This is a genomic window from Acinetobacter sp. ANC 4216 (assembly GCF_004331195.1).
Taxonomy (GTDB): Bacteria; Pseudomonadota; Gammaproteobacteria; order Pseudomonadales; family Moraxellaceae; genus Acinetobacter; species Acinetobacter kookii.
Window position 1 is genome coordinate 53,436 of the sequence record NZ_SJOC01000012.1, and the last position, 18,939, is coordinate 72,374.

Sequence of the window (18,939 nt, forward strand, 5' to 3'; positions counted from 1 at the left end):
GATTATTTTAAATACAAATTATTTTGTGCAAGCTCAACCGAGATCGCACCCACATTACCTGCGCCTTGCGTTAATAACAAGTCATTCGCCTGTAACACTTTTTGCATCGCGTTTTGTAAATTGCCATCTACAGGGTCAATCAAAATCGGCTCAACATCGCCACGCAAACGGATACTGCGTGCCAGACTGCGACTATCTGCCCCGACAATCGGCTTTTCGCCTGCAGGATACACTTCTAACAATAACAATTGGTCGACTTGTGACAATACATCGACGAAGTCATCAAAGCAGTCACGGGTACGAGTAAATCGGTGCGGCTGGAACATCATCACCAGGCGACGGTCTGGATGACTTTGACGTGCCGCTTTAATGGTGGCCTCGACTTCCTTAGGATGGTGACCATAGTCATCGACCAATTTAACATTGCCATCTGCAACTTCAAATTCACCTTGAACCTGGAAGCGACGGCCTACACCGCTAAAACCCTCTAATGCACGGCAGATCGCACCATCAGAAACACCTTCATCGGTTGCAATACCAATTGCCGCCAAGGCATTCAGCACGTTATGCAGACCCGGCTGGTTGACCGTCACACGAAGTGGTTCACGGTTTTTACGCAGCACGGTAAAGTGAGTACGCATACCATCCTGATCAACATCAACCGCACGGATGTCATTGTCTTCGTTAAAACCGTAAGTTAAAAGGGGACGGCCAATACGTGGCATAATTTCACGAATGTTGGCGTCATCACCGCAGACCACAGCCAAACCGTAGAATGGAAGTTTCTGCAAGAACTGCACAAAGGTATCTTTCAGGACATCAAAGCTGCCGCCATAAGTATCCATATGATCCGCATCAATATTGGTCACAATGGTGGCCATAGGCTGCAAGTGCAGGAATGATGCATCTGATTCATCCGCTTCAGCCACGATGTAACGGCTGGCTCCCAGTGCCGCATTGACACCGGTACGGTTCAGCAAACCGCCGATCACATAGGTGGGATCAAGATTTTCTTCCGCCAGCATACAAGTCACCAAACTTGTCGTGGTGGTTTTACCATGCGTACCGGCAACGGCAATACCGTGACGGTAACGCATCAGCTCACCCAGCATCTCTGCACGGCGAACCACGGGAATACGGCTTTCAATGGCGGTCTTGATTTCCGGGTTTTCAGGATCAATCGCGGTTGAAACCACCAGGACATTGGCATCTTTAATATTTTCTGCCGCATGGCCAATATAGACCTTGATGCCGTTTTCTTCGAGTTGAGCCGTGGTTTTAGAGGCTTTAATATCGGAGCCCGATACTTTGTAGCCCTGGTTTTTCAGTACTTCTGCAATGCCACACATCCCTGCACCGCCGATCCCCACAAAATGAATGTGTTTGATACGGCGCATTTCAGGCACTTTGATTAACTTTTTTGCTTGGTCAGCAGGAGTAGATGGAGACATATATTACTCTAATTTTACAATTCTTGAATTAAACGAACCACGTGTTGGGTTGCATCTGGTTGAGCCTGTTGACGTGCCTTGACTGCCATTTCAGACAACAACTGGCGATTCATCAACGGGGCTAAAAGTTCTTTTAAGCTGTCTGGAGTTAAAGTGGCTTGTGGGCAAATTTTTGCCGCACCAGTTTTGGCTAAAAATCCGGCATTCGCCGTCTGGTGATCATCAACCGCACTTGGCAGGGGTACAAAAACGGCTGCCACCCCTGCCGTTGCAATTTCTGTCACGGTTAAAGCACCGGCACGGCAGATAATCAGATCGGCTTCCGAATAGGCTTTGGCCATATCTTCAATAAAAGGCTGTACTTCCACCTCTAGTGATGCAGGCTTATCTACATAACGTGCCTGGGTCGCCTCGGCATGGTTTTGACCACATTGATGATACACATTCAACGGTACATTCAGCTGTTTTAAGGCTTCGGGTACACGTTCATTCAATGCCTGTGCACCGAGTGAGCCACCGACAATTAAAATACGTAGCGGCAAACCCGCTTTCTCACGTTCTTGATAACGCCAGGACGGGCTTAAAATTTCAGTAATTTCTTTACGTACCGGATTGCCGGTGGTCACGATTTTTGCACTTTCAGGAAAAGTGTCGGGAAATGCCTGACACACTTTTTTTGCAATACGCGATAACTGGGTATTGGTGAAACCGGCAATGGCATTTTGCTCGTGAATAATCACGGGAATACCCAAGGCACGAGCCGCCAAACCACCGGGGCCAGCCACATAGCCGCCAAAACCAGCCACAGCATCCACTTTAAGCTGTTTCATATAACGCATGGCGCTTAGGGTGGCTTTTAAAATTTTAAACGGTGCCAATAACTTACGTACAGCCCCATTACCACGTACGCCCTGAATATCAATCTGGTAAATTGGAATATTATGATTCTTTAATAAGCGGTTTTCCATGCCAGTCGGCGTTGCCAGCCAGGACACTTCAATTCCCTGCTGCTGTAATTCTTTGGCAACAGCAAGTGCTGGAAAAACATGCCCACCGGTTCCGGCAGCCATCATCATCACATGTTTCGGCTTTGTTTGCGTTGCTTCGGTCACAGTCTAATTCTTCAATTCTAAAATAGGAATAACGAAATTTGATTTTAAGCTGACAATTGTAATCACAAACGCATAACCGTGAAAGGTTATTTACTTTTTTTCAACATGCGTTTGATTGTTTTTTTCTTCAGATTTTAAAGTTTAAACTAGTTTTATTGATAATCGAGCAAAATATATATTTTTTAAGCAATTTTACGACCTGTTTTTTTGAACAACCCGTAAATTCCTGTCCCTTTGGTATCCCAAAATAAAAAGCAAGAAAAGGAACGAATCAAACAGAATAAAAAAGAGCTCCCATGAGGAGCTCTTTTAAAAAATAAGACTTAGGCTTGCAAACCTGCTTCCAGAACGGCAAATAAATCATCGGCAATGGAAGTTCCAAACTGGCTATCAATTTCACGGATACAGGTTGGACTGGTCACATTAATTTCCGTCACGTAATTGCCAATCACATCCAGACCGACAAAAACCAGGCCTTTTTCACGTAAGTAAGGGCCTACTTTTGCTGCAATGGCTTTGTCATTTTCAGAAAGTGGACGAGCTTGCCCCAAGCCACCTGCTGCCAGGTTGCCGCGCACTTCGCCATTTTGCGGAATACGGGCCAGGCAGTAAGGTACTGGTTCACCATTCACCATCAGGATACGTTTATCGCCCTCGACAATTTCCGGAATATAACGCTGCGCCATAATCGGTCGGGTACCGTTATTGGTCAGCATTTCAATGGTCGACCCAATATTGATGCCATCTTGATACAAGCGGAAAATGCCTGTGCCGCCCATTCCATCCAGTGGTTTGACAATTACATCGATGTGTTCTTTCAGAAAATCGCGGATCAAACCTTCATTTGAGGTCACTAAAGTCGGTACCTGAAGTTCTGGGAACTGGGTCGCAAACAGTTTTTCGTTACAGTCACGCAGGCTTTGCGGTTTGTTAATAATCCATGCCCCTTCACGCTCGGCTTGTTCCAGAATATAGGTGGTATACACAAAGTTCATGTCGAAAGGCGGGTCTTTACGCATCAGCACCACGTCATAAGCCGCGATCGACTCTTTTTTCTTTTCACCCAATTCATAATAATGGTTATAGTCTTCAAACACTTTCAGGGGTGAAATCAGACCGAAGGCTTTACCTTGATCGATATATAAATCTTGCTGTAATGCATAACCCAACTCATGTCCACGACGGCTGGCAGCCCAGAGCATGGCCATAGAAGAATCTTTTTTCAGGTTTACATTTTCGATGGGATCCATCACAACAAGTACGCGCATATCGATCTGCTCATGTATTTTTAAATTGAGAAAAGTATAGCGGAGTTTAATCTTTCTTTTTTCTCAATTTTAGTAAAGCTTGTATGGAATACTTTGAACACTGACAGGAATACTTTATGCAACAAGCCATTATTGGATTTCACCTAGATGAAGAAAATCATTGGGTCGCAGACCTGGCTTGCGGTCATACGCAACATGTGCGGCATAATCCGCCCTGGCAAAACCGCCCTTGGGTCATGACCGAGCAGGGTCGAAAAGAGAAAATCGGGATAATGCTGGAATGCAAGAAATGTGAAGAACCAGATTAATGATTTTTCAGATAAAGAATAAATAATGAAATATTTATCTAAAATATAATATTACAATTTTCTTTAGCCATGTCAGAATAATGATTTTTATTCTCAATTGCATAAATTAAAAGAGTTTAAAATCCCAAAAACAGATCATTTAAATTAACCATTTAAAAATAAAACCCCAATTCACCATATTCACCCCTGTTAAATCAAAATCTATATAATAAAAAATAATGATTTGACCAGAGATTATAATCACCTTTATTAATTTTTTATTTAAGCCTCTACTATTAAATTATTTCCCCTATAAAATAAATCACGTTCACCCCTCAAAATAAAAAATTAGCAATCTATTAAACATTTATTTACTTTCATTCATTTAAGGCGCAAGATTCTTAAAAATATGTTTAAGATTATCCAGCATTTTCTCAATTTGTAGGGGAGTTAAACCATCAAAGGACTGCTCTAATACAATCAGGCTGAGATCATTAATTTTCTGAATTGTTTGTTGTCCTTTATCTGTTAATAATACTCGGGTAATTCGGGCATCCTTCTCACAGCAATAAGTACTCACCAATCCTTCGTCTCTTAAGCGATAGATCACTTTAGTGGTGGTCGACATTTTAGAAATCAACATTTCCGACAGATCAGATACGCTAGCTTTATTTTTAGATTTTAATGCCAGCAAGACACGACGGCGTGAATTATCTAAACCATATTTCTTTAATGCATGATCAACGTTTTGTATATATTGAGCATGCACTTGAGTAATCCAGTGATATAGAGAATTTTCTAAATTAAAATCTGCAGAGCCAGATAAAAACTTATTGTACTTTTTTGCCACGACCTCACCTCTTTTAACCCATTAGGATCATTAAAACTCTTTTAAAATACATTCTATTTTATTCCCTTTAATCTTTGTTACATTTTACCCACTCAATATCTGCGATTCATTATTCCCCCCTCTACTCTCTTTTTAAAATTAACTCTCTAATTCTTTTTTGCTTCTGCGAGCCTCTTTTTAATAAAAAGAATTAGAGAGTCCAATTCTAGGTACAGTTCCCTTTTATATTTATTTATTGTTATTAGGCAAAATGATTAAATCACTTTAATGGTTAAATGATCTATCACAAAAAATACCATTTTATTTTTGCAGATGTGTAAAAATGTGACAGAGTTAACATTAATTTATTTTGGAAAAATCGTCTATTTTCTGCAATTTTTAACTTATTAAAATAAGTAAAAAATTGAGTTTATGAATTTTTTTATATTTTTGATAAAAATAAAATACTGTTTAATTTAGTATTTTTACATATTAAAATTTTATACTTTTAGAGTATAGAGTTTAAAAAATAAAGGAAAAATAATCTTTCTTTATTTTCTCACAATATGCATTTTATATAGTTTGTTGAATATTCACTAATTTATTAGATATCTTTATTAGAATAAGTTTAAAGCAGAATTTTCTCGGAAATAGCGAATTTTCTGAGGGGCAAAATTAAAAAAGGGCTATCCGTCAACGGAGCCTGAGGAAAGAAGAATTTTCTTTTAATCTTTTCCCGTCTTAGCGCTGAATAAATTAAAAATGATAAAAAGGAAGCACAGGGCTTCCTTTTTTAAGCATCGCCCCATCAGATGCCGTATTTCACCCGATACGCTTCCATTTTTGCTAACGCCTCTTTCTCGCCTTTGGCATCCAGAAAATCCATTAAATCTTTCATCGTAATCAAGGCATGAACAGGAATTTCCAGTTCTTTTTGAACTTCCTGAATAGCAGACAATTCGCCCTGTCCTTTTTCCTGACGATCCAGCGCCACCAATACACCGGCAATTTGCGCGCCGGCATTTTTAAGAATGGTCACTACTTCACGAATAGCAGTGCCTGCAGTAATCACGTCATCAATAATCCAGACTTTTTTACCTTCTACTGAAGCCCCTACCAGTACCCCGCCTTCACCGTGGTCTTTGGCTTCTTTACGGTTAAAGCCCCAAGGTACACTTACGCCATGATTTTGCGACAACGCTACAGCCGTTGCAGCAACAAATGGAATACCTTTATAGGCAGGGCCAAAAATCACATCCACATTCTCACATGCCGTTAATTTGTCTGCATAGCCTGAAGCCAATAGCGTTAACGCTTCGCCATCATTGAGCAGGCCGGCATTAAAAAAATAAGGACTCACACGACCCGATTTTAAAGTAAACTCACCAAATTTAAGCACACCACGTGATAATGCAAGTTCGATAAAAGCTTGAGGGTTAAAAGTCGCTTGCGACGTCATGAGGTGCTCCAAAATTCATAAATAGAGGTAAGACTTGCGCATGATACCAAAGAGTAGCTATCCAAGTGATCAAAAAATTCTAAGAGTGGTTTCAATTAACGTAAATGGCTTGCGTTCATCCGTGACCAAAGGCTTGCTGGAATGGATGGAACAGTCGGAAGCCGATGTCATTTGTATGCAAGAAAGCCGGATCACCCATGCGCAGTGGACTGAAAAATTTAGACCTGAAGGCTGGTACACGCACCTTTTCCCGGCAGAACGTGCAGGCTATGCCGGTACCGCCATTTATAGTCGCCTGCCTTTTGTCTCCGTAAAAGATGGTTTAGGCTTTGAACTGGCAGATGCTCAAGGGCGCTTTATTTCTGCAGAATTTGATCTCGGTTTGGACAAGCCTGTATACATCTGTTCGCTGTATTTGCCTTCGGGTTCATCCGGTGAAGAAGCCCAAGTCCGTAAAGACCATTTTTTGGATCAATACCAAGACATTCTCAAACAATGGCGGGATGAAGATAAATCGATCATTGTCTGCGGCGATTACAACATTGTGCATAAACGCATTGACATTAAAAACTGGTCGGGCAACCAGAAATCTTCAGGCTGCCTGCCGCATGAACGCGCCTGGCTCGACCATATTTATGATGATCTGGGTTATGTCGATACCTTCCGTGAAGTGCGTAAAGAAGCTGAACTTTATTCCTGGTGGTCCAATCGCGGACAGGCACGTGCCAAAAATGTCGGGTGGCGCATTGATTACCAGGCCTGCTCACCGGACTGGAAAGCCCGTACCGTCAATGCCTGGGTCTATAAAGAGACCTGGTTTAGCGACCATGCACCTGTGATAATTGATTATAAAATATAACTGATCATGTGGTATTGAGTGGACACCTGTTCACTCAATACCAGCGTATAGATTACAAAAAATGTCGAATTTGTTGCTTTTTATATACATCTTTTAAGTGCATTATTGTCGCACGGCACAGGGATAAGTCAGGAAGACTGAAAAGGGATAGGACGCCGTAGGATGAAACAGAATAAACCACTTCGGTAGCTTATTTTGCAAGGATGTGACAATGGACGTTGAAATGAGACCCGCATGATCAGGATGATTAAATGCGGGTTTTCTCTTTTCATCATCTTTATTTTTCTTTTCTATTTCCCTATTTTTTCTATTTTCCATATTTAGAATAATTATATGGTTCTTATTTATAGCTTTATAATTACAAATCTAAATGTCAGTTTGATGACAGCTGAATTTTTTAATTTTAATCCTGTTAATTCACGCTAGAGCTTCTGGATAATTTTCGCTACGCTATCGCATAAGAGAAAATGGAACGATTCACTTATGCTAAAGATTTATGGCATCAAAAACTGCAATTCAATGAAAAAAGCCTTTGATCTACTCAACGAACTCGGTCTTGCCTATGAGTTTCACGATTACAAGAAGCAAGGCATTGCGGCTGAAACGGTAAAAACATGGCTGGATGCCAAAGGTCAGGAGCTTATCCTCAATAAAAAAGGCACCACCTGGCGCAAACTGAGCGAAACGGAACAACAAACCGCTTTAAGCAGTGAAGAAAATCTGATTGAAGCGCTCACCAGCCATAACAGCTTAATCAAACGTCCAGTGCTTGAAACTGCTTCAGGATATATCGTGGGCTTTGATGAAGACGCATATCGGGCATTAAAGTAAGCCTACTTCCCCATATTAAAAAAAGCCTGAGAAAGTCAGGCTTTTTTTGTTTAATCCATTTGGCTCAGCACACTTAGTTTGCGCGAATCCAGGTCTGGTTACGACCTAAAACGGATACGCCAATAAAACCGCGTAATTCCAGGGTCTTACCGCCATTTGCCAGTTCACCTTTTAGTTTATAGGTTTTGCCTGAAGAAGGGTCAAGAATGGTACCCTCTTCATAACTTGTACCACCGACATTTTTAAGACCGTGAACAATCTTTAAACCTTTTAAAGATTTATTGTGATAAGGACCTTCACATTTTTTACATGCCTGTTCTTCGCCCGGCGTCAAAACTTTTTGAATACTCGCAGACAATGTGCCATTTTTTTGTTCAGTAAATTTTACGATTGCTTTGGGTTGTTTTGTTTTATCGTCAATCGTTTTCCAAACTGTTCCATTTAAAGGATCAGCAGCATTCGCCAAAGCTGTTAATCCGAGCAATCCTAATGCAAGAGCAATTTTTTTCATTTTTTTTCGTTTCCTAGTCTAGTGTAGACGGCCTTAGTATTAAAAAGTCACAACATATTTGCAATTTTTCCGTGTGACCGTTTAGTGTAATCTTGTAACTTGAATTGGTAAATATCCAGTTATCCCCCAAAAGACATAACAAGATGGAAAAAACATGAAGATAAGTCCGTTATGGAAACAATTAATTACAGAAAGTTTTTTAAAAACCACCATCCGTCTGCCAAGCCAGTTTAACTTAGCGCCAAGTTCAGCACGTTTTGCCCTTGAACAAATGTGCCGTCTATTTCCGCAGAATAAAAATGTCAGTATTCGCCCCATCCGTCTTGCCGGTTTACGTGCTGAAGAAATCAAACCTTACAATGACGTTACCCAGCTTATTTTACATATTCACGGCGGTGCATTCTTTTTAGGGTCTTTAAATACCCATCGGGCATTTGTATCTGACATGGTGGCACGCACCCAGATGCAAGCTCTGCATGTAGATTATCCTCTGGCCCCTGAACAGCCTTTTCCTGAAGCCCTGGATGCACTGTTTGATATTTACAATACTTTGTTGGTTCAGGGCATACAGGCCAAGGATATCATTTTGTCCGGTGACTCCTGCGGTGCCAACCTGGCTTTGGCCTTGGCCCTTAAAATTCGTGATGAAGAGCTTCCTCAGGTCAGCGGCCTGATGCTATTGTCACCCTTTTTAGATTTAACCCTCACCAGTGAATCCTTACGCTATAACCAGAAACATGATGCCTTATTGTCCATTGAAACCTTAGAAACCGGGATTGATTATTACGTCCCGAAATCGATGGATAAATCACATCCCTCTATTTCTCCCTTATTTGCAGATTTAGCCGGATTACCCCCGACGCTGGTGCAGGTAGGATCCAAAGAAATTCTGCTGGACGATGCACAGCGCTTTAAAGAAAAAGCCGAGCAGGCCAATGTACAAGTCACCTTTAAACTCTACACCGGCATGTGGCACAATTTTCAGATGTTCTATGCCTGGTTTGATGAAGCCAAACAGGCCCTGGCCGACCTGGCCGAGTTTGCCCATGCACTGGATCAAAGCTAAATTTAATCAGCAACTTCAACATTCTCCATAAAAAAGGTCAGCCGAAGCTGACCAAAGAGGAATCATGGGATGGAATCATTGCAAATTACAGGCTTTTTACCTGAGCCAAAGCACTGGCAATTGCCTGATCTTTTAACTCTGCACCCATATTGACGCCTTCAGCACGAATAATTTCAACATCATTCACACCGGTAAAGTTAAATACTGTTTTCAAAAAGCCTTCCTGGAAATCTGCCGGGCTATTTTCACCATACACGCCGCCACGACTGCTGGCGATATAGGCTTTTTTTTCGCCCGCCAAACCGACAGGACCATTTTCAGTATATTTGAAAGTTTTACCCGCCACACTGATACGGTCAATCCAGGCTTTTAGCGTAGAAGGCAAACCAAAGTTATACATTGCCGCACCCACCACGACCACGTCAGCATCCAGATATTGCTGAATAATTTTTTCGCCTAAGGCTGCCTGTTCAGCATCTTGCCCCATCAAAATTTCAGCGGTCAAATGTGGAATGGGCTGTTTCGCCAGATCTAGATATTCTACGCTTGCATCTGCATGCTTGGCTTGCAGTTGAGTGACAATCGCCTGACTCAATTGGCGTGAAACAGAATTCTCACCTAAAATACTGGAATCGATATGTAAAACTTTCATGCCTGTTACCTTCATCTCTATTTATTCAATGTAGGCATTTTAATCGGTCCATAAAAATAGAATAATAGATTTACATACAACACAACGTTCTATATTTAATACAATAGTAATTCAAATCAAAATATTTTTCAGACTTAAAAGTACAAAAAATAGGTATGACTATTGCTGAAAAAACGTGCTATGTTGTGATTTATTAAAAATAAATCTACTCAATTCACATTAATTTATGATTTAAAGACCTAGGGATTATATCTATCGAATGAAGCCAATCTTTTCACCGAATCACATCATCTCGTTCAAAGAAAAAATTGCGAAATACCTGTTAGAAGACGGGGGCGTAATGAACTGGAGTGTCCTGAACAAATGCATTTTGATGCTGATTTTAGGAAGTTCGGTGCATCTGATCTGGATTATCTGGAAAGTATTGGTACTTTTATCGCCTGAAGTCTGGCCTTGGGTAAATTTACCCTTGCTCAAACTGCAGCTGAAAATGAATATTCTGATGTTGACCATCTTTATTGGGCTGATTTACGCATGTTCGATCTGGCGTAAAAAAGCCTGGGTAAAGCAATACCTCCCCTATATATCTGTAGGTACTTTAGTTATTTCACTCTGTCGTGATGGTTATGTGGTCGGCGTGCTCAGTCCTGCCACCATGATCACTTATATGTGTCTGCTCACTGTAGGCTTAGTGCTGTTTAAGCGTAAAATCGTTTATTGTGCCCTCATCCCAGCCACATTATTTTTATTGGTCTGCGGGTATTTAAGCGTGCAAGGTCAAATCAGTTACAGTCCGTTGTTTTACCTACAGACCACGCCCTATCAAAATATGTTTTGGGTTCTGAGCATGATGTATTTCATCGTGCCAATCTTAATTACCTGTCTGATTTTATTTGAAATTTTACTGAGCCAATGGCGCCACCGGGAAAAACTGATTCAGCATTTAAGTCAGGTTGACCCATTAACCAATGCACTTAACCGGCGCAGCATCAATTACTTTCTGGAAAAACTGGAACGTAAACCAAGTCAGTCTTATGCCTTGGTGTTAATTGATCTGGATCATTTTAAGCGCATTAATGACCAATACGGGCACGATAAAGGCGATGAAGCGCTAATTCAGGTCAGTCAAGTCCTGTCACAGATTATTCGGGATAGTGATGTGGTCGGTCGCTTTGGCGGAGAAGAATTTATTCTGATTTTGAATCATTCTTCTCTGGAACAGGCACAAATTATTGCCGAGCGTTGTCGTCATGCCATTCAACACCTTCATTTATGCAGTGATTCAGGAGAAATCATTCCAATCACCGCAAGTTTTGGCATCGCACTATCCAGCCACTCCCTGAATTCGCAACAATTACTCAGCCAGGCAGACAAGGCGCTGTATGCAGCCAAAGCTAGCGGACGCAATCAGGTCAAGTGCTATCAGGAAGAGTTTTTTACTGAACCCAAGCCCTGCTAAAGCGGCTGCTGTTGATACGATTCTAAATAATTCACCCAGGCTTGCTCTTGCAACGCGCCTTCCATCCACAGTTGCATGGCCGGATGTTGCAGCATGGTGTGCATATATTGCCGTGTAGACTCGTTCACCGGTAAGGCATAGGTCATAAGCCGCGTCACGACCGGGGCATAAAATGCATCGGCAATTGAAAATTCACCACATAAAAAACCGTTCACCTCTGGACGTTCTGACCAGATCTGCTCGATACGTGCCACATCTTGCCTAAGCTCGGGATTGTCCTGCCATAAACACTTCCCCACATCGGCTAAATGGGCACGAATATTCATGCCACAGGCATTGCGCAAACCGGAAAATCCGCTGTGCATTTCTGCTGCAATACAACGTGCTCGTGCCCGCTGCCTGACATCTTGCGGCCATAAATGCTGATCGGGATGCCGTTCTGCCAGATATTCACAAATCGCCAGCGAATCCCACAGCATCAGGTCATGATCAATCAATACCGGTACTTTACCATTGGGGTTAATGGCCAATACCTCCTGCTTGAATGTGCCCGTGTTCCGTTCCACGGGAAACGGTATCATGATTTCCTGAAAAGGCAACTGAAAAGCCTGCAACACCAGCCACGGGCGCATTGACCAGCTGGAATAATTTTTATTGGCAATATAGAGCTGATACATTAGATTATAATCCCATATGCTGTTGAAACAGCTCGAGCTGTTTCAGTAATTCAGTCTCGCTAAAAGCACCGGTCAGACGTAAACCCCGAATTTCCCGCTGCTTTGCATCCAGGAATAAATAGGTGGGCGGTCCTAAAATATCCCATTGATTCAATAAGGCTTGATGCGTGGCATCATAGTCACTCAAATCCAGTTTAATCAGAAAATATGGCGCAAGGGCTTGTTGGACTTGAACCGATTTTAACACCCGATGTTCAATTGGCTGACATGCCACACACCAGTCTGCATAGACATCAATAATAATCGCCTGATTGGAAGGCACACTGCTGAGCAACTGCTGAAATTCATCCGCTGTTTTCGCTACATGCCAGGTGGCCTGGGTGGTGCTCTGCCCGATAAAAAACCGCTGGCTGTGTTGATATTGAGTATAAGCCAGATAAGGCATCACCACGAGCAAGACCAGTACATATAAGGCCCGAAGCGGGCTTTGTTGTTTGATGCGAAAAAAGATATACGCAATAAAAGCAATGCCTAAACCTAAGCCCGCCCATTGCAGCCAGGCCTCGGAAATAAGCGGACGAATAAAATACAGGGCTAGGGCCAACATGATAAAGGCAAACAGCACCTTAATCTGGTGCATCCACAGCCCGACTTTAGGCAGCACCCTGGACCCCAGGACACTGGCCAGTAGCAAGGGCGTTCCCATGCCAAAACCCAAGGTGAACAGCAAGAGTGCCCCCTGCCACTGACTTTGGCTCTGGGAGATAAATAACAGTGCACCAGCCAGCGGCGCGGTCATGCAGGGTCCAACCAGCAGTGCCGAGATCATCCCCATGACACTTGCTCCAATCAGGCTGCCGCCTTTTTGTAGCGATTGGGCCTGATCCAGGCGGTTGAGCCAGCCTTGCGGTAATTTAATTTCGAATAAACCGAATAAATTCAAGGCAAATAAAACAAATAACCCACTAAAAGCAATCAGAGTGGAAGGCTGCTGTAACCAGCGCTGAAAGTTCAAACCGGCAGATGAAGCGATTAAACCCAAAACTGCATAGACCATGGCCATGCTGCAAACAAACACCAGGGCAATCATCCAGGCTTTCAGCCCTTTACTGTCCCGGACAATCAGCGAGGTTAAAATGGGCAGCATCGGTAATGAACATGGCGTAAAGGCCAACAAGATGCCTAAACCGAAAAACAGCAATAAGCCATACACCAAAGAGCTTTCAGCCAGTGTTTCCGACCACATCTGATCCTTTGCAGTATCTTGTGTGACAGGCCTTACTGTCGGTTGGAGGTTATTCTGTCCAGCACTCAACGTATTTTGACCAGTGACAGAACTGTTTGAGGATGCAGAAAGATCCAGCAGACGCTTGCTTGCTCTGGCCTGATTTTGCAGCAGCACCAAACCGTCAATATCGGTCTGGAACTCAATGGTCTGCGGTGGATAGCAAATCCGGTCCTGGGCACAGCCCTGCCACGTTACCTGATAGGTTTTCGAGGCTTTGGTGGGAACCTTAAATTGGACCTGGTGAAAATAGACCTGGGTATGGCCATAATTTTCATCATGCAAATCGGTCGCTGGTGGCAAATTTAAAGCCAGCTTTTGCGTCCCTTGCCGGACTTCAAATTTATGCTGATATAAATAATAGTGATCCGGAATTGTCCAGCTCAGCTGAGCTTCATGTGTGCTGCTGGATTCAACACTCAAAGAAAAAGCATCCTCGGCTGCAAGCAGTTGCTCCTGTGCCTGCAGGGTCATGGAGCACAATAAAATCACACTACCCATCAATCCGCATATAGCGAACCGAAACCACAAGCCAAGCTCTTGAAGATGCTTTTTCATATCAGTTTATTTTTGAATTAAAACAGGAAAGAAACGCCCAAACCTGATTGATAATTTTTATCTCGACCATTTAAGTCTACCCCAATACTGGCATCCATTTGCATACGCTCATTCAACGCATACACCAGACCTGAACCCAGTGCATATTCATAGTGTTGACTTTCAGCTTTGCGATAGACCAGTTCAGAAAAACCGGACAATTTATCGGTAATCTTATATTCAATGTTCGGTATTGCAGTCACCGCCCAATTGCTGTTTTGCGCTTCATAACGCATAGTCATAGAGGTACGAATTAAATCACTATACTCATAAGCGACAGCCGAAGTCAGACTGTAAATATCATCCTGATTGCTAAAACCATCATTGCCGGTTGCAAGAATCGCTTCGGCTAAAATAGCCATAGACAGCTTTTCATCATCCAGATTAATGGCTTTTTTTACCCCAATGCTGACATCGCCCAGACCGTCTTCTTCAAAAGAATGACCTGCGGTTCTGTTTTTTGACCAGGATGGACCTTGCCAGCCCAACTGCAATTCAAGGTCTTGCGCTAAACCGGTACGCAACAACATGTCGGCATTTAAAGTGGTATTTTTCACTTTGATTCCGTTTTCATCGCTGCTTTCTGAATAGCTGAGGCTAGGTAAGCCTTGTTCCCATGCCAGCTGACCGACTGGAGTAATCCCTGTGCCTATTCCCGCACCTGGACGGTCAAAAGAAAAATCGGCAGCCATCGCATTGATACTGAAACCCGCCGCAAAAATGAAACCTACTGTTTTTACTACTGACATGAGTTGTCTCACTAATTATGTTAATTCTTTAGTCATTTTGGCCCCATGACTACGGAGCAATTCTAAAGTTTGCTTTTCTTCGGCCAAGGCTTCTGACCAGTTGATTTCATCAAAATCACAGTCAAAGAATAAATCACTAATCGAAGATAATATGGTCTGGCCATCTTCATCTTTGGTGTTGGGGTCTACTTTTTCATCCAGCAAACGTTTTACGGCAGGTACGCAGGCAGAGCTGGCGGCATCCCATAATGGACCATACAGCTCTTCGGCATCCCATAAATGTAAATTGACTTTGGCTTGAATAAGTGCCTCTAAAATTTCAAGATGAACCGCCAGATTCTGCTGTTTTTCTTGTTCAGATAAAGGTGAACCGGCTTCATAGGCTTCGCAAATATGCTCCCACCATTTGAACAAACCATCGGACCAGACAGAAATGGCCGGCCCTTTTTCCAGATCAATAAAATTCGGATCGAGACCTTCTGCCAAAAGACGTTGCACCTGGGCAAGATCCAGTTCTTCTATTGCCTGTACAAAGACTTGTTGCTGCGCTGTTAACATGGAGAAAATACTCTTCAATCATTTTTTGACTATTATGCCGAATAAACTGTCATTTGTTTTAGCTAAATCTATACCGATTATATTTTTAATGCCTTTTGACTTGTGCAGAAGTAGCAGATTAAAAAGCCCATAAAAAAAGCTCCGAAGAGCTTTTTTATTACCTAAGCAAAATTGCGCTTAATGATTTGCATCATCCACATCACTGGCTTCAGCAGTTTCAGCAAGTACCGGCACAGCAGCGCGCGGGTCATCTATTTTCTCAAATAAATGTTCCAAACTGCGTTTTAAGCGGTCAATGGCGCCATGAATGGCAGTATCGATATTATGACCATGATGATTCACCACCACTGGTTTCAAGCCTGCCGGGCGTGCTTCGATCATGCAGTGAATATCATCTGCACCACCTTTGGCGCCATTTTCATCGCTGAAATGAACCGAGAAATGGGTAATACGTTCGCTATAGCGTTGGAATTCAGCATTCAGTTCTGCACGAACATAAGTAATTAAACGATCACTATTTTGGATGTTTTTATCGGTACGGATTTCAATGTTCATATAATTTCATCCTCTTTATTCATCAAATCTTTTTTGTGCAAAACTTCTTATCTTGGCACGTTTCACCTTGCTGTTAACAACAGCGCTGAGCATCTTCAAATCAGTCTGGAACGAATTCCTCCACATTGAACGATGAACACTTTTGAGTCTGCAGATTCGTGTCCTTATGCTTTGAATATAAGGGTCTAGGTGAAGCTTATGCAAGTAGTATTTTGATATTTTTTTAAATACCCTATAAAGAATAGGTGATTTGACTTTTCCGATAAAATAGTTTGATAAATATCACATTATTTATTTGAAGATAAAATTCTCTCCTGCAACCATTTTACTTTTTTTATCAACATGTATTTTTGGGTATCAAAGCTGTGTCGTCATTTTGATGATAAGTGATCTGAGCAAAATAGACGATTTTTTTAACCATTGATCAATTTTGGCTTTATTTTTACTTAAGAATCTGTATCCTTTGTGTGCTTCTCGGGGGAGATATTTTTTAATGAAACTTACACAAATTTTTGCTACATGTGCATTGGCTTCAACTGCTGCATTCACTCAAGCTTCACCTGTAGTATGGCAAGACTTCAGCTTGACTGGTCTTTATGGTGAAAACTATGAAGTAGGTACTGAAGACCGTACAACTGTTACTGCAGAATATGCAGCTAAACTTAAATATTCGGATGTATTCTTCTTCGTTGACCATCAATTGGATGGCAATGATGAACAAAATACATATTTTGAGTTAGCGCCACGTTTAAGCTTAGGCGAAGTATCTGGAAAAGACCTTTCTTTTGGTCCAATTAAAGATGTCCTTATTGCGACAACTTGGGAACACAATGCAGGATACGATCAAAACCAAGAGTTTAATAACTTCCTGTACGGTATTGGTTTCGCTTTAGATATTCCATACACCCAGTATGCAAATGTGAACTTCTATAAAGTAGATAACGATTCGAAATCAGCTTTCACTAAAGATGATTATCAAATGACGATCACTTATGCCGTTCCGTTTAAACTAGGTTCTGAAGATTTCCTGGTAGATGCCTTCCTGGATTGGTCAACAGCTGAAAAAGGCGCTCAAGCAAGCGAGCTGAACTGGACCAGCCAATACAAATGGAATGTCGGCAAGCACATCTCCCCTAAAACCAAACTATACGTGGGTGTTGAACACTCGGTTTGGAACAACAAATTTGGTATTCAAGGCGTCGATCAAAATGACGTCAGCGCTTTGGTCAAATACCACTTCTAAGCACCTCGTTGTGAAGGTTGAAAAAGCAAGGCTTCGGTCTTGCTTTTTTTATTGCTGAAAATCAGGTTTATTTCTAAAATCCTGAGTCTATTGATTCGTTCGGCCTATGCTCATGGACTTTCTGATTCGTCCTGCTCAAACACAAGACCTGAAACACATTCTTAAAATTTATAATGCTGAAATTTTAAATGGCACTGCAACCTGGAATAGCACACCCAAGTCTATTGAGGATTTTCAGAGCTGGTTTAAAGACCTTGCTGAGCAGCAATTCCCTCTATTTGTCGCTGAACATTCAGAGACTAAACACATCGCAGGCTATGCCGATTATTCATCTTTCCGTCAAATTACCGGGTTTAAACACACGGTTGAACATTCGGTCTTTATTCATCCGAACTTTAGCGGGCAAGGTCTGGGCACAGCCTTAATGCTAAAACTGATTGATCATGCACGGCAAAATCATATTCATGTCATGGTCGCTGCGATTGATTATGAAAATCGGGCATCAATTGTATTACATGAAAAATTAGGCTTTAAGCAGACGGGTTATATGCCAGAAGTTGGACAAAAATTTGGAAAATGGCGTGATCTGGTGTTAATGCAACGGATACTGGATTAAGTATTAAGTTATTCAATAATCTGAAATAATGCTTCTATTTTGTTTAGTTACCGCTAAACAAATGATATGTATGTGCTTTAATAATAAAAATAATTTGAATAACCTATTTTGGAGAAGTTGAATGGCTAAATTTTTGAATACCAGTGGAACAAATTTCTTCCTAGAAGAACTGATTAAAAATGCCAAAGAACGCTTAATTCTCATTAGTCCTTATCTGCGTCTTAATGACCGTATTAAAGAACTACTAGAAGACAAAGATCGTCTTAAAATTGATATTCGTATTGTATATGGCAAAAGTGACTTACATCCCGATGAAATCAAATGGATGCAAAAACTCGATTATGTACGCCTCAGTTTTTGTAAAAATCTCCACGCAAAATGCTATCTAAATGAATCCGAATGTATTATTTCCAGCTTAAATTTATACGAATTTAGCCAGGTCAATAATAATGAAATGGGCATTTTAATTCGTAAGTATGAAGATGGGGATGTTTTCAAAGAAGCCTATGAAGAAGCACAACGCATTATTCGGATCAGTGATGAAGTACGTATTACTTTAGACGAGGTTAAAAATGAACAGCCTTCTGAAAATAAGGAAGAAGCAAATACTGATAATTTTTCAAAACTTACTACTTCAAAACTTGCAGCTAAGCATAAAATTAAAACAGCAGATTTGTTAGAAAAACTGGTTGAAAAAGGCTTGCTCACATTGAATGATAGTGGCAAACACTATTTGACTGATCAAGGAAAATCGTTAGGAGGTGAATTTAGATCAAGCCAATACGGTGGTTATTTTCTTTGGGCAGAAAATATAGAACTTTAATAGAAGCCCACAATTGCGGGCTTCTTCATAGACAGATGTGTATGCATTCAAA

20 protein-coding genes are annotated in these 18,939 nt (G+C 41.6%); 8 read left to right on the forward strand and 12 right to left on the reverse strand.

Going from position 1 to position 18,939, the window contains the following annotated elements:
* Positions 1–2: 2 nt before the first annotated feature.
* The 3 genes from murC to gshB form a co-directional block, all read right to left on the reverse strand.
* The gene (gene murC / locus E0H88_RS11045; RefSeq protein WP_131274196.1) at positions 3–1,451 is read right to left on the reverse strand and encodes a UDP-N-acetylmuramate--L-alanine ligase; all 1,449 of its coding nucleotides are present in this window, start codon (positions 1,449–1,451) and stop codon (positions 3–5) included.
* A 14-nt stretch (positions 1,452–1,465) separates the two neighbouring features.
* Positions 1,466–2,563: an undecaprenyldiphospho-muramoylpentapeptide beta-N-acetylglucosaminyltransferase gene (gene murG, locus E0H88_RS11050; RefSeq protein WP_131274197.1), complete on the reverse strand. Its 1,098-nt coding sequence runs from the start codon at positions 2,561–2,563 to the stop codon at positions 1,466–1,468.
* 323 nt (positions 2,564–2,886) lie between these two features.
* Complete coding sequence (gene gshB / locus E0H88_RS11055; protein WP_131274198.1) at positions 2,887–3,831, reverse strand: glutathione synthase; 945 nt, start codon at positions 3,829–3,831, stop codon at positions 2,887–2,889.
* Positions 3,832–3,947: 116 nt separating this feature from the next.
* On the opposite strand from gshB, the gene E0H88_RS11060 reads away from it, so the two are divergent.
* A complete protein-coding gene (locus E0H88_RS11060) occupies positions 3,948–4,139 on the forward strand; it encodes a DUF3565 domain-containing protein (protein ID WP_092820543.1) in 192 nt (63 codons plus the stop codon).
* 364 nt (positions 4,140–4,503) lie between these two features.
* On the opposite strand, the gene E0H88_RS11065 is transcribed toward E0H88_RS11060, so the two are convergent.
* Positions 4,504–4,968 (reverse strand): MarR family winged helix-turn-helix transcriptional regulator, encoded by a 465-nt coding sequence (locus tag E0H88_RS11065; protein ID WP_131274199.1) that lies wholly within the window; start codon positions 4,966–4,968, stop codon positions 4,504–4,506.
* 787 nt (positions 4,969–5,755) lie between these two features.
* Entirely contained in the window at positions 5,756–6,406 is a 651-nt protein-coding gene (gene pyrE / locus E0H88_RS11070) for an orotate phosphoribosyltransferase (protein ID WP_131274200.1), read from the reverse strand.
* 40 nt (positions 6,407–6,446) lie between these two features.
* Between pyrE and E0H88_RS11075 the strand changes: the two genes are divergently transcribed.
* Together E0H88_RS11075 and E0H88_RS11080 are read left to right on the forward strand one after the other, a co-directional pair.
* Positions 6,447–7,265: an exodeoxyribonuclease III gene (locus E0H88_RS11075; RefSeq protein WP_131274201.1), complete on the forward strand. Its 819-nt coding sequence runs from the start codon at positions 6,447–6,449 to the stop codon at positions 7,263–7,265.
* Between the two features lie 483 nt (positions 7,266–7,748).
* Entirely contained in the window at positions 7,749–8,096 is a 348-nt protein-coding gene (locus E0H88_RS11080) for a Spx/MgsR family RNA polymerase-binding regulatory protein (protein ID WP_092820700.1), read from the forward strand.
* A 73-nt stretch (positions 8,097–8,169) separates the two neighbouring features.
* Here E0H88_RS11080 and E0H88_RS11085 read toward each other — a convergent pair whose 3' ends face one another.
* Positions 8,170–8,607 carry a DUF2147 domain-containing protein gene (locus E0H88_RS11085; protein ID WP_092820698.1) on the reverse strand — a complete coding sequence of 146 codons (438 nt, stop codon included), beginning with the start codon at positions 8,605–8,607 and terminating at the stop codon, positions 8,170–8,172.
* 154 nt (positions 8,608–8,761) lie between these two features.
* Between E0H88_RS11085 and E0H88_RS11090 the strand changes: the two genes are divergently transcribed.
* The gene (locus E0H88_RS11090; RefSeq protein WP_131274202.1) at positions 8,762–9,673 is read left to right on the forward strand and encodes an alpha/beta hydrolase; all 912 of its coding nucleotides are present in this window, start codon (positions 8,762–8,764) and stop codon (positions 9,671–9,673) included.
* 85 nt (positions 9,674–9,758) lie between these two features.
* Here the strand turns inward: E0H88_RS11090 and E0H88_RS11095 are convergent, their stop codons facing one another.
* Positions 9,759–10,325, reverse strand: a complete 567-nt coding sequence (locus E0H88_RS11095; protein WP_131274203.1) for an FMN-dependent NADH-azoreductase — start codon at positions 10,323–10,325, stop codon at positions 9,759–9,761.
* Positions 10,326–10,584: 259 nt separating this feature from the next.
* Here E0H88_RS11095 and E0H88_RS11100 point away from each other — a divergent pair, with 259 nt between their 5' ends.
* Positions 10,585–11,784 carry a GGDEF domain-containing protein gene (locus tag E0H88_RS11100; RefSeq protein WP_131274204.1) on the forward strand — a complete coding sequence of 400 codons (1,200 nt, stop codon included), beginning with the start codon at positions 10,585–10,587 and terminating at the stop codon, positions 11,782–11,784.
* Here E0H88_RS11100 and E0H88_RS11105 read toward each other — a convergent pair.
* The 5 genes from E0H88_RS11105 to E0H88_RS11125 all read right to left on the reverse strand — a co-directional run bounded on the left by E0H88_RS11105 (position 11,781) and on the right by E0H88_RS11125 (position 16,205).
* The gene (locus E0H88_RS11105) at positions 11,781–12,461 is read right to left on the reverse strand and encodes a glutathione S-transferase family protein (RefSeq protein ID WP_131274205.1); all 681 of its coding nucleotides are present in this window, start codon (positions 12,459–12,461) and stop codon (positions 11,781–11,783) included. The genes E0H88_RS11100 and E0H88_RS11105 overlap by 4 nt on opposite strands.
* Before the next feature lie 4 nt (positions 12,462–12,465).
* Entirely contained in the window at positions 12,466–14,247 is a 1,782-nt protein-coding gene (gene dsbD / locus E0H88_RS11110; protein ID WP_252152014.1) for a protein-disulfide reductase DsbD, read from the reverse strand.
* Between the two features lie 74 nt (positions 14,248–14,321).
* Positions 14,322–15,092, reverse strand: coding sequence for a transporter (locus E0H88_RS11115; protein WP_131274207.1), 771 nt, complete (start codon positions 15,090–15,092; stop codon positions 14,322–14,324).
* A gap of 15 nt (positions 15,093–15,107) precedes the next feature.
* The gene (locus tag E0H88_RS11120) at positions 15,108–15,650 is read right to left on the reverse strand and encodes an ankyrin repeat domain-containing protein (protein ID WP_131274208.1); all 543 of its coding nucleotides are present in this window, start codon (positions 15,648–15,650) and stop codon (positions 15,108–15,110) included.
* 177 nt (positions 15,651–15,827) lie between these two features.
* A complete protein-coding gene (locus E0H88_RS11125) occupies positions 15,828–16,205 on the reverse strand; it encodes an HPF/RaiA family ribosome-associated protein (protein WP_092820667.1) in 378 nt (125 codons plus the stop codon).
* Between the two features lie 493 nt (positions 16,206–16,698).
* On the opposite strand from E0H88_RS11125, the gene E0H88_RS11130 reads away from it, so the two are divergent.
* From E0H88_RS11130 to E0H88_RS11140, 3 genes are all read left to right on the forward strand, one after another.
* Positions 16,699–17,448, forward strand: a complete 750-nt coding sequence (locus tag E0H88_RS11130) for an outer membrane protein OmpK (RefSeq protein ID WP_092820665.1) — start codon at positions 16,699–16,701, stop codon at positions 17,446–17,448.
* A 112-nt stretch (positions 17,449–17,560) separates the two neighbouring features.
* Positions 17,561–18,064, forward strand: a complete 504-nt coding sequence (locus E0H88_RS11135) for a GNAT family N-acetyltransferase (protein ID WP_131274209.1) — start codon at positions 17,561–17,563, stop codon at positions 18,062–18,064.
* Positions 18,065–18,185: 121 nt separating this feature from the next.
* Positions 18,186–18,887 carry a phospholipase D family protein gene (locus tag E0H88_RS11140; RefSeq protein WP_131274210.1) on the forward strand — a complete coding sequence of 234 codons (702 nt, stop codon included), beginning with the start codon at positions 18,186–18,188 and terminating at the stop codon, positions 18,885–18,887.
* Positions 18,888–18,939: the final 52 nt, after the last annotated feature.

Bases quoted from the DNA above. Each gene is read 5' to 3' on its own strand.
- E0H88_RS11135 (WP_131274209.1), top strand. From the start codon at position 17,561: ATGGACTTTCTGATTCGTCCTGCTCAAACACAAGACCTGAAACACATT.
- E0H88_RS11060 (WP_092820543.1), top strand. From the start codon at position 3,948: ATGCAACAAGCCATTATTGGATTTCACCTAGATGAAGAAAATCATTGG.
- E0H88_RS11140 (WP_131274210.1), top strand. From the start codon at position 18,186: ATGGCTAAATTTTTGAATACCAGTGGAACAAATTTCTTCCTAGAAGAA.
- E0H88_RS11125 (WP_092820667.1), bottom strand. From the start codon at position 16,205: ATGAACATTGAAATCCGTACCGATAAAAACATCCAAAATAGTGATCGT.
- E0H88_RS11115 (WP_131274207.1), bottom strand. From the start codon at position 15,092: ATGTCAGTAGTAAAAACAGTAGGTTTCATTTTTGCGGCGGGTTTCAGT.
- E0H88_RS11090 (WP_131274202.1), top strand. From the start codon at position 8,762: ATGAAGATAAGTCCGTTATGGAAACAATTAATTACAGAAAGTTTTTTA.
- E0H88_RS11130 (WP_092820665.1), top strand. From the start codon at position 16,699: ATGAAACTTACACAAATTTTTGCTACATGTGCATTGGCTTCAACTGCT.
- murC (WP_131274196.1), bottom strand. From the start codon at position 1,451: ATGTCTCCATCTACTCCTGCTGACCAAGCAAAAAAGTTAATCAAAGTG.
- pyrE (WP_131274200.1), bottom strand. From the start codon at position 6,406: ATGACGTCGCAAGCGACTTTTAACCCTCAAGCTTTTATCGAACTTGCA.
- E0H88_RS11105 (WP_131274205.1), bottom strand. From the start codon at position 12,461: ATGTATCAGCTCTATATTGCCAATAAAAATTATTCCAGCTGGTCAATG.
- E0H88_RS11100 (WP_131274204.1), top strand. From the start codon at position 10,585: ATGAAGCCAATCTTTTCACCGAATCACATCATCTCGTTCAAAGAAAAA.
- E0H88_RS11120 (WP_131274208.1), bottom strand. From the start codon at position 15,650: ATGTTAACAGCGCAGCAACAAGTCTTTGTACAGGCAATAGAAGAACTG.
- dsbD (WP_252152014.1), bottom strand. From the start codon at position 14,247: ATGGGTAGTGTGATTTTATTGTGCTCCATGACCCTGCAGGCACAGGAG.
- gshB (WP_131274198.1), bottom strand. From the start codon at position 3,831: ATGCGCGTACTTGTTGTGATGGATCCCATCGAAAATGTAAACCTGAAA.
- E0H88_RS11080 (WP_092820700.1), top strand. From the start codon at position 7,749: ATGCTAAAGATTTATGGCATCAAAAACTGCAATTCAATGAAAAAAGCC.
- E0H88_RS11075 (WP_131274201.1), top strand. From the start codon at position 6,447: ATGATACCAAAGAGTAGCTATCCAAGTGATCAAAAAATTCTAAGAGTG.
- E0H88_RS11085 (WP_092820698.1), bottom strand. From the start codon at position 8,607: ATGAAAAAAATTGCTCTTGCATTAGGATTGCTCGGATTAACAGCTTTG.
- E0H88_RS11095 (WP_131274203.1), bottom strand. From the start codon at position 10,325: ATGAAAGTTTTACATATCGATTCCAGTATTTTAGGTGAGAATTCTGTT.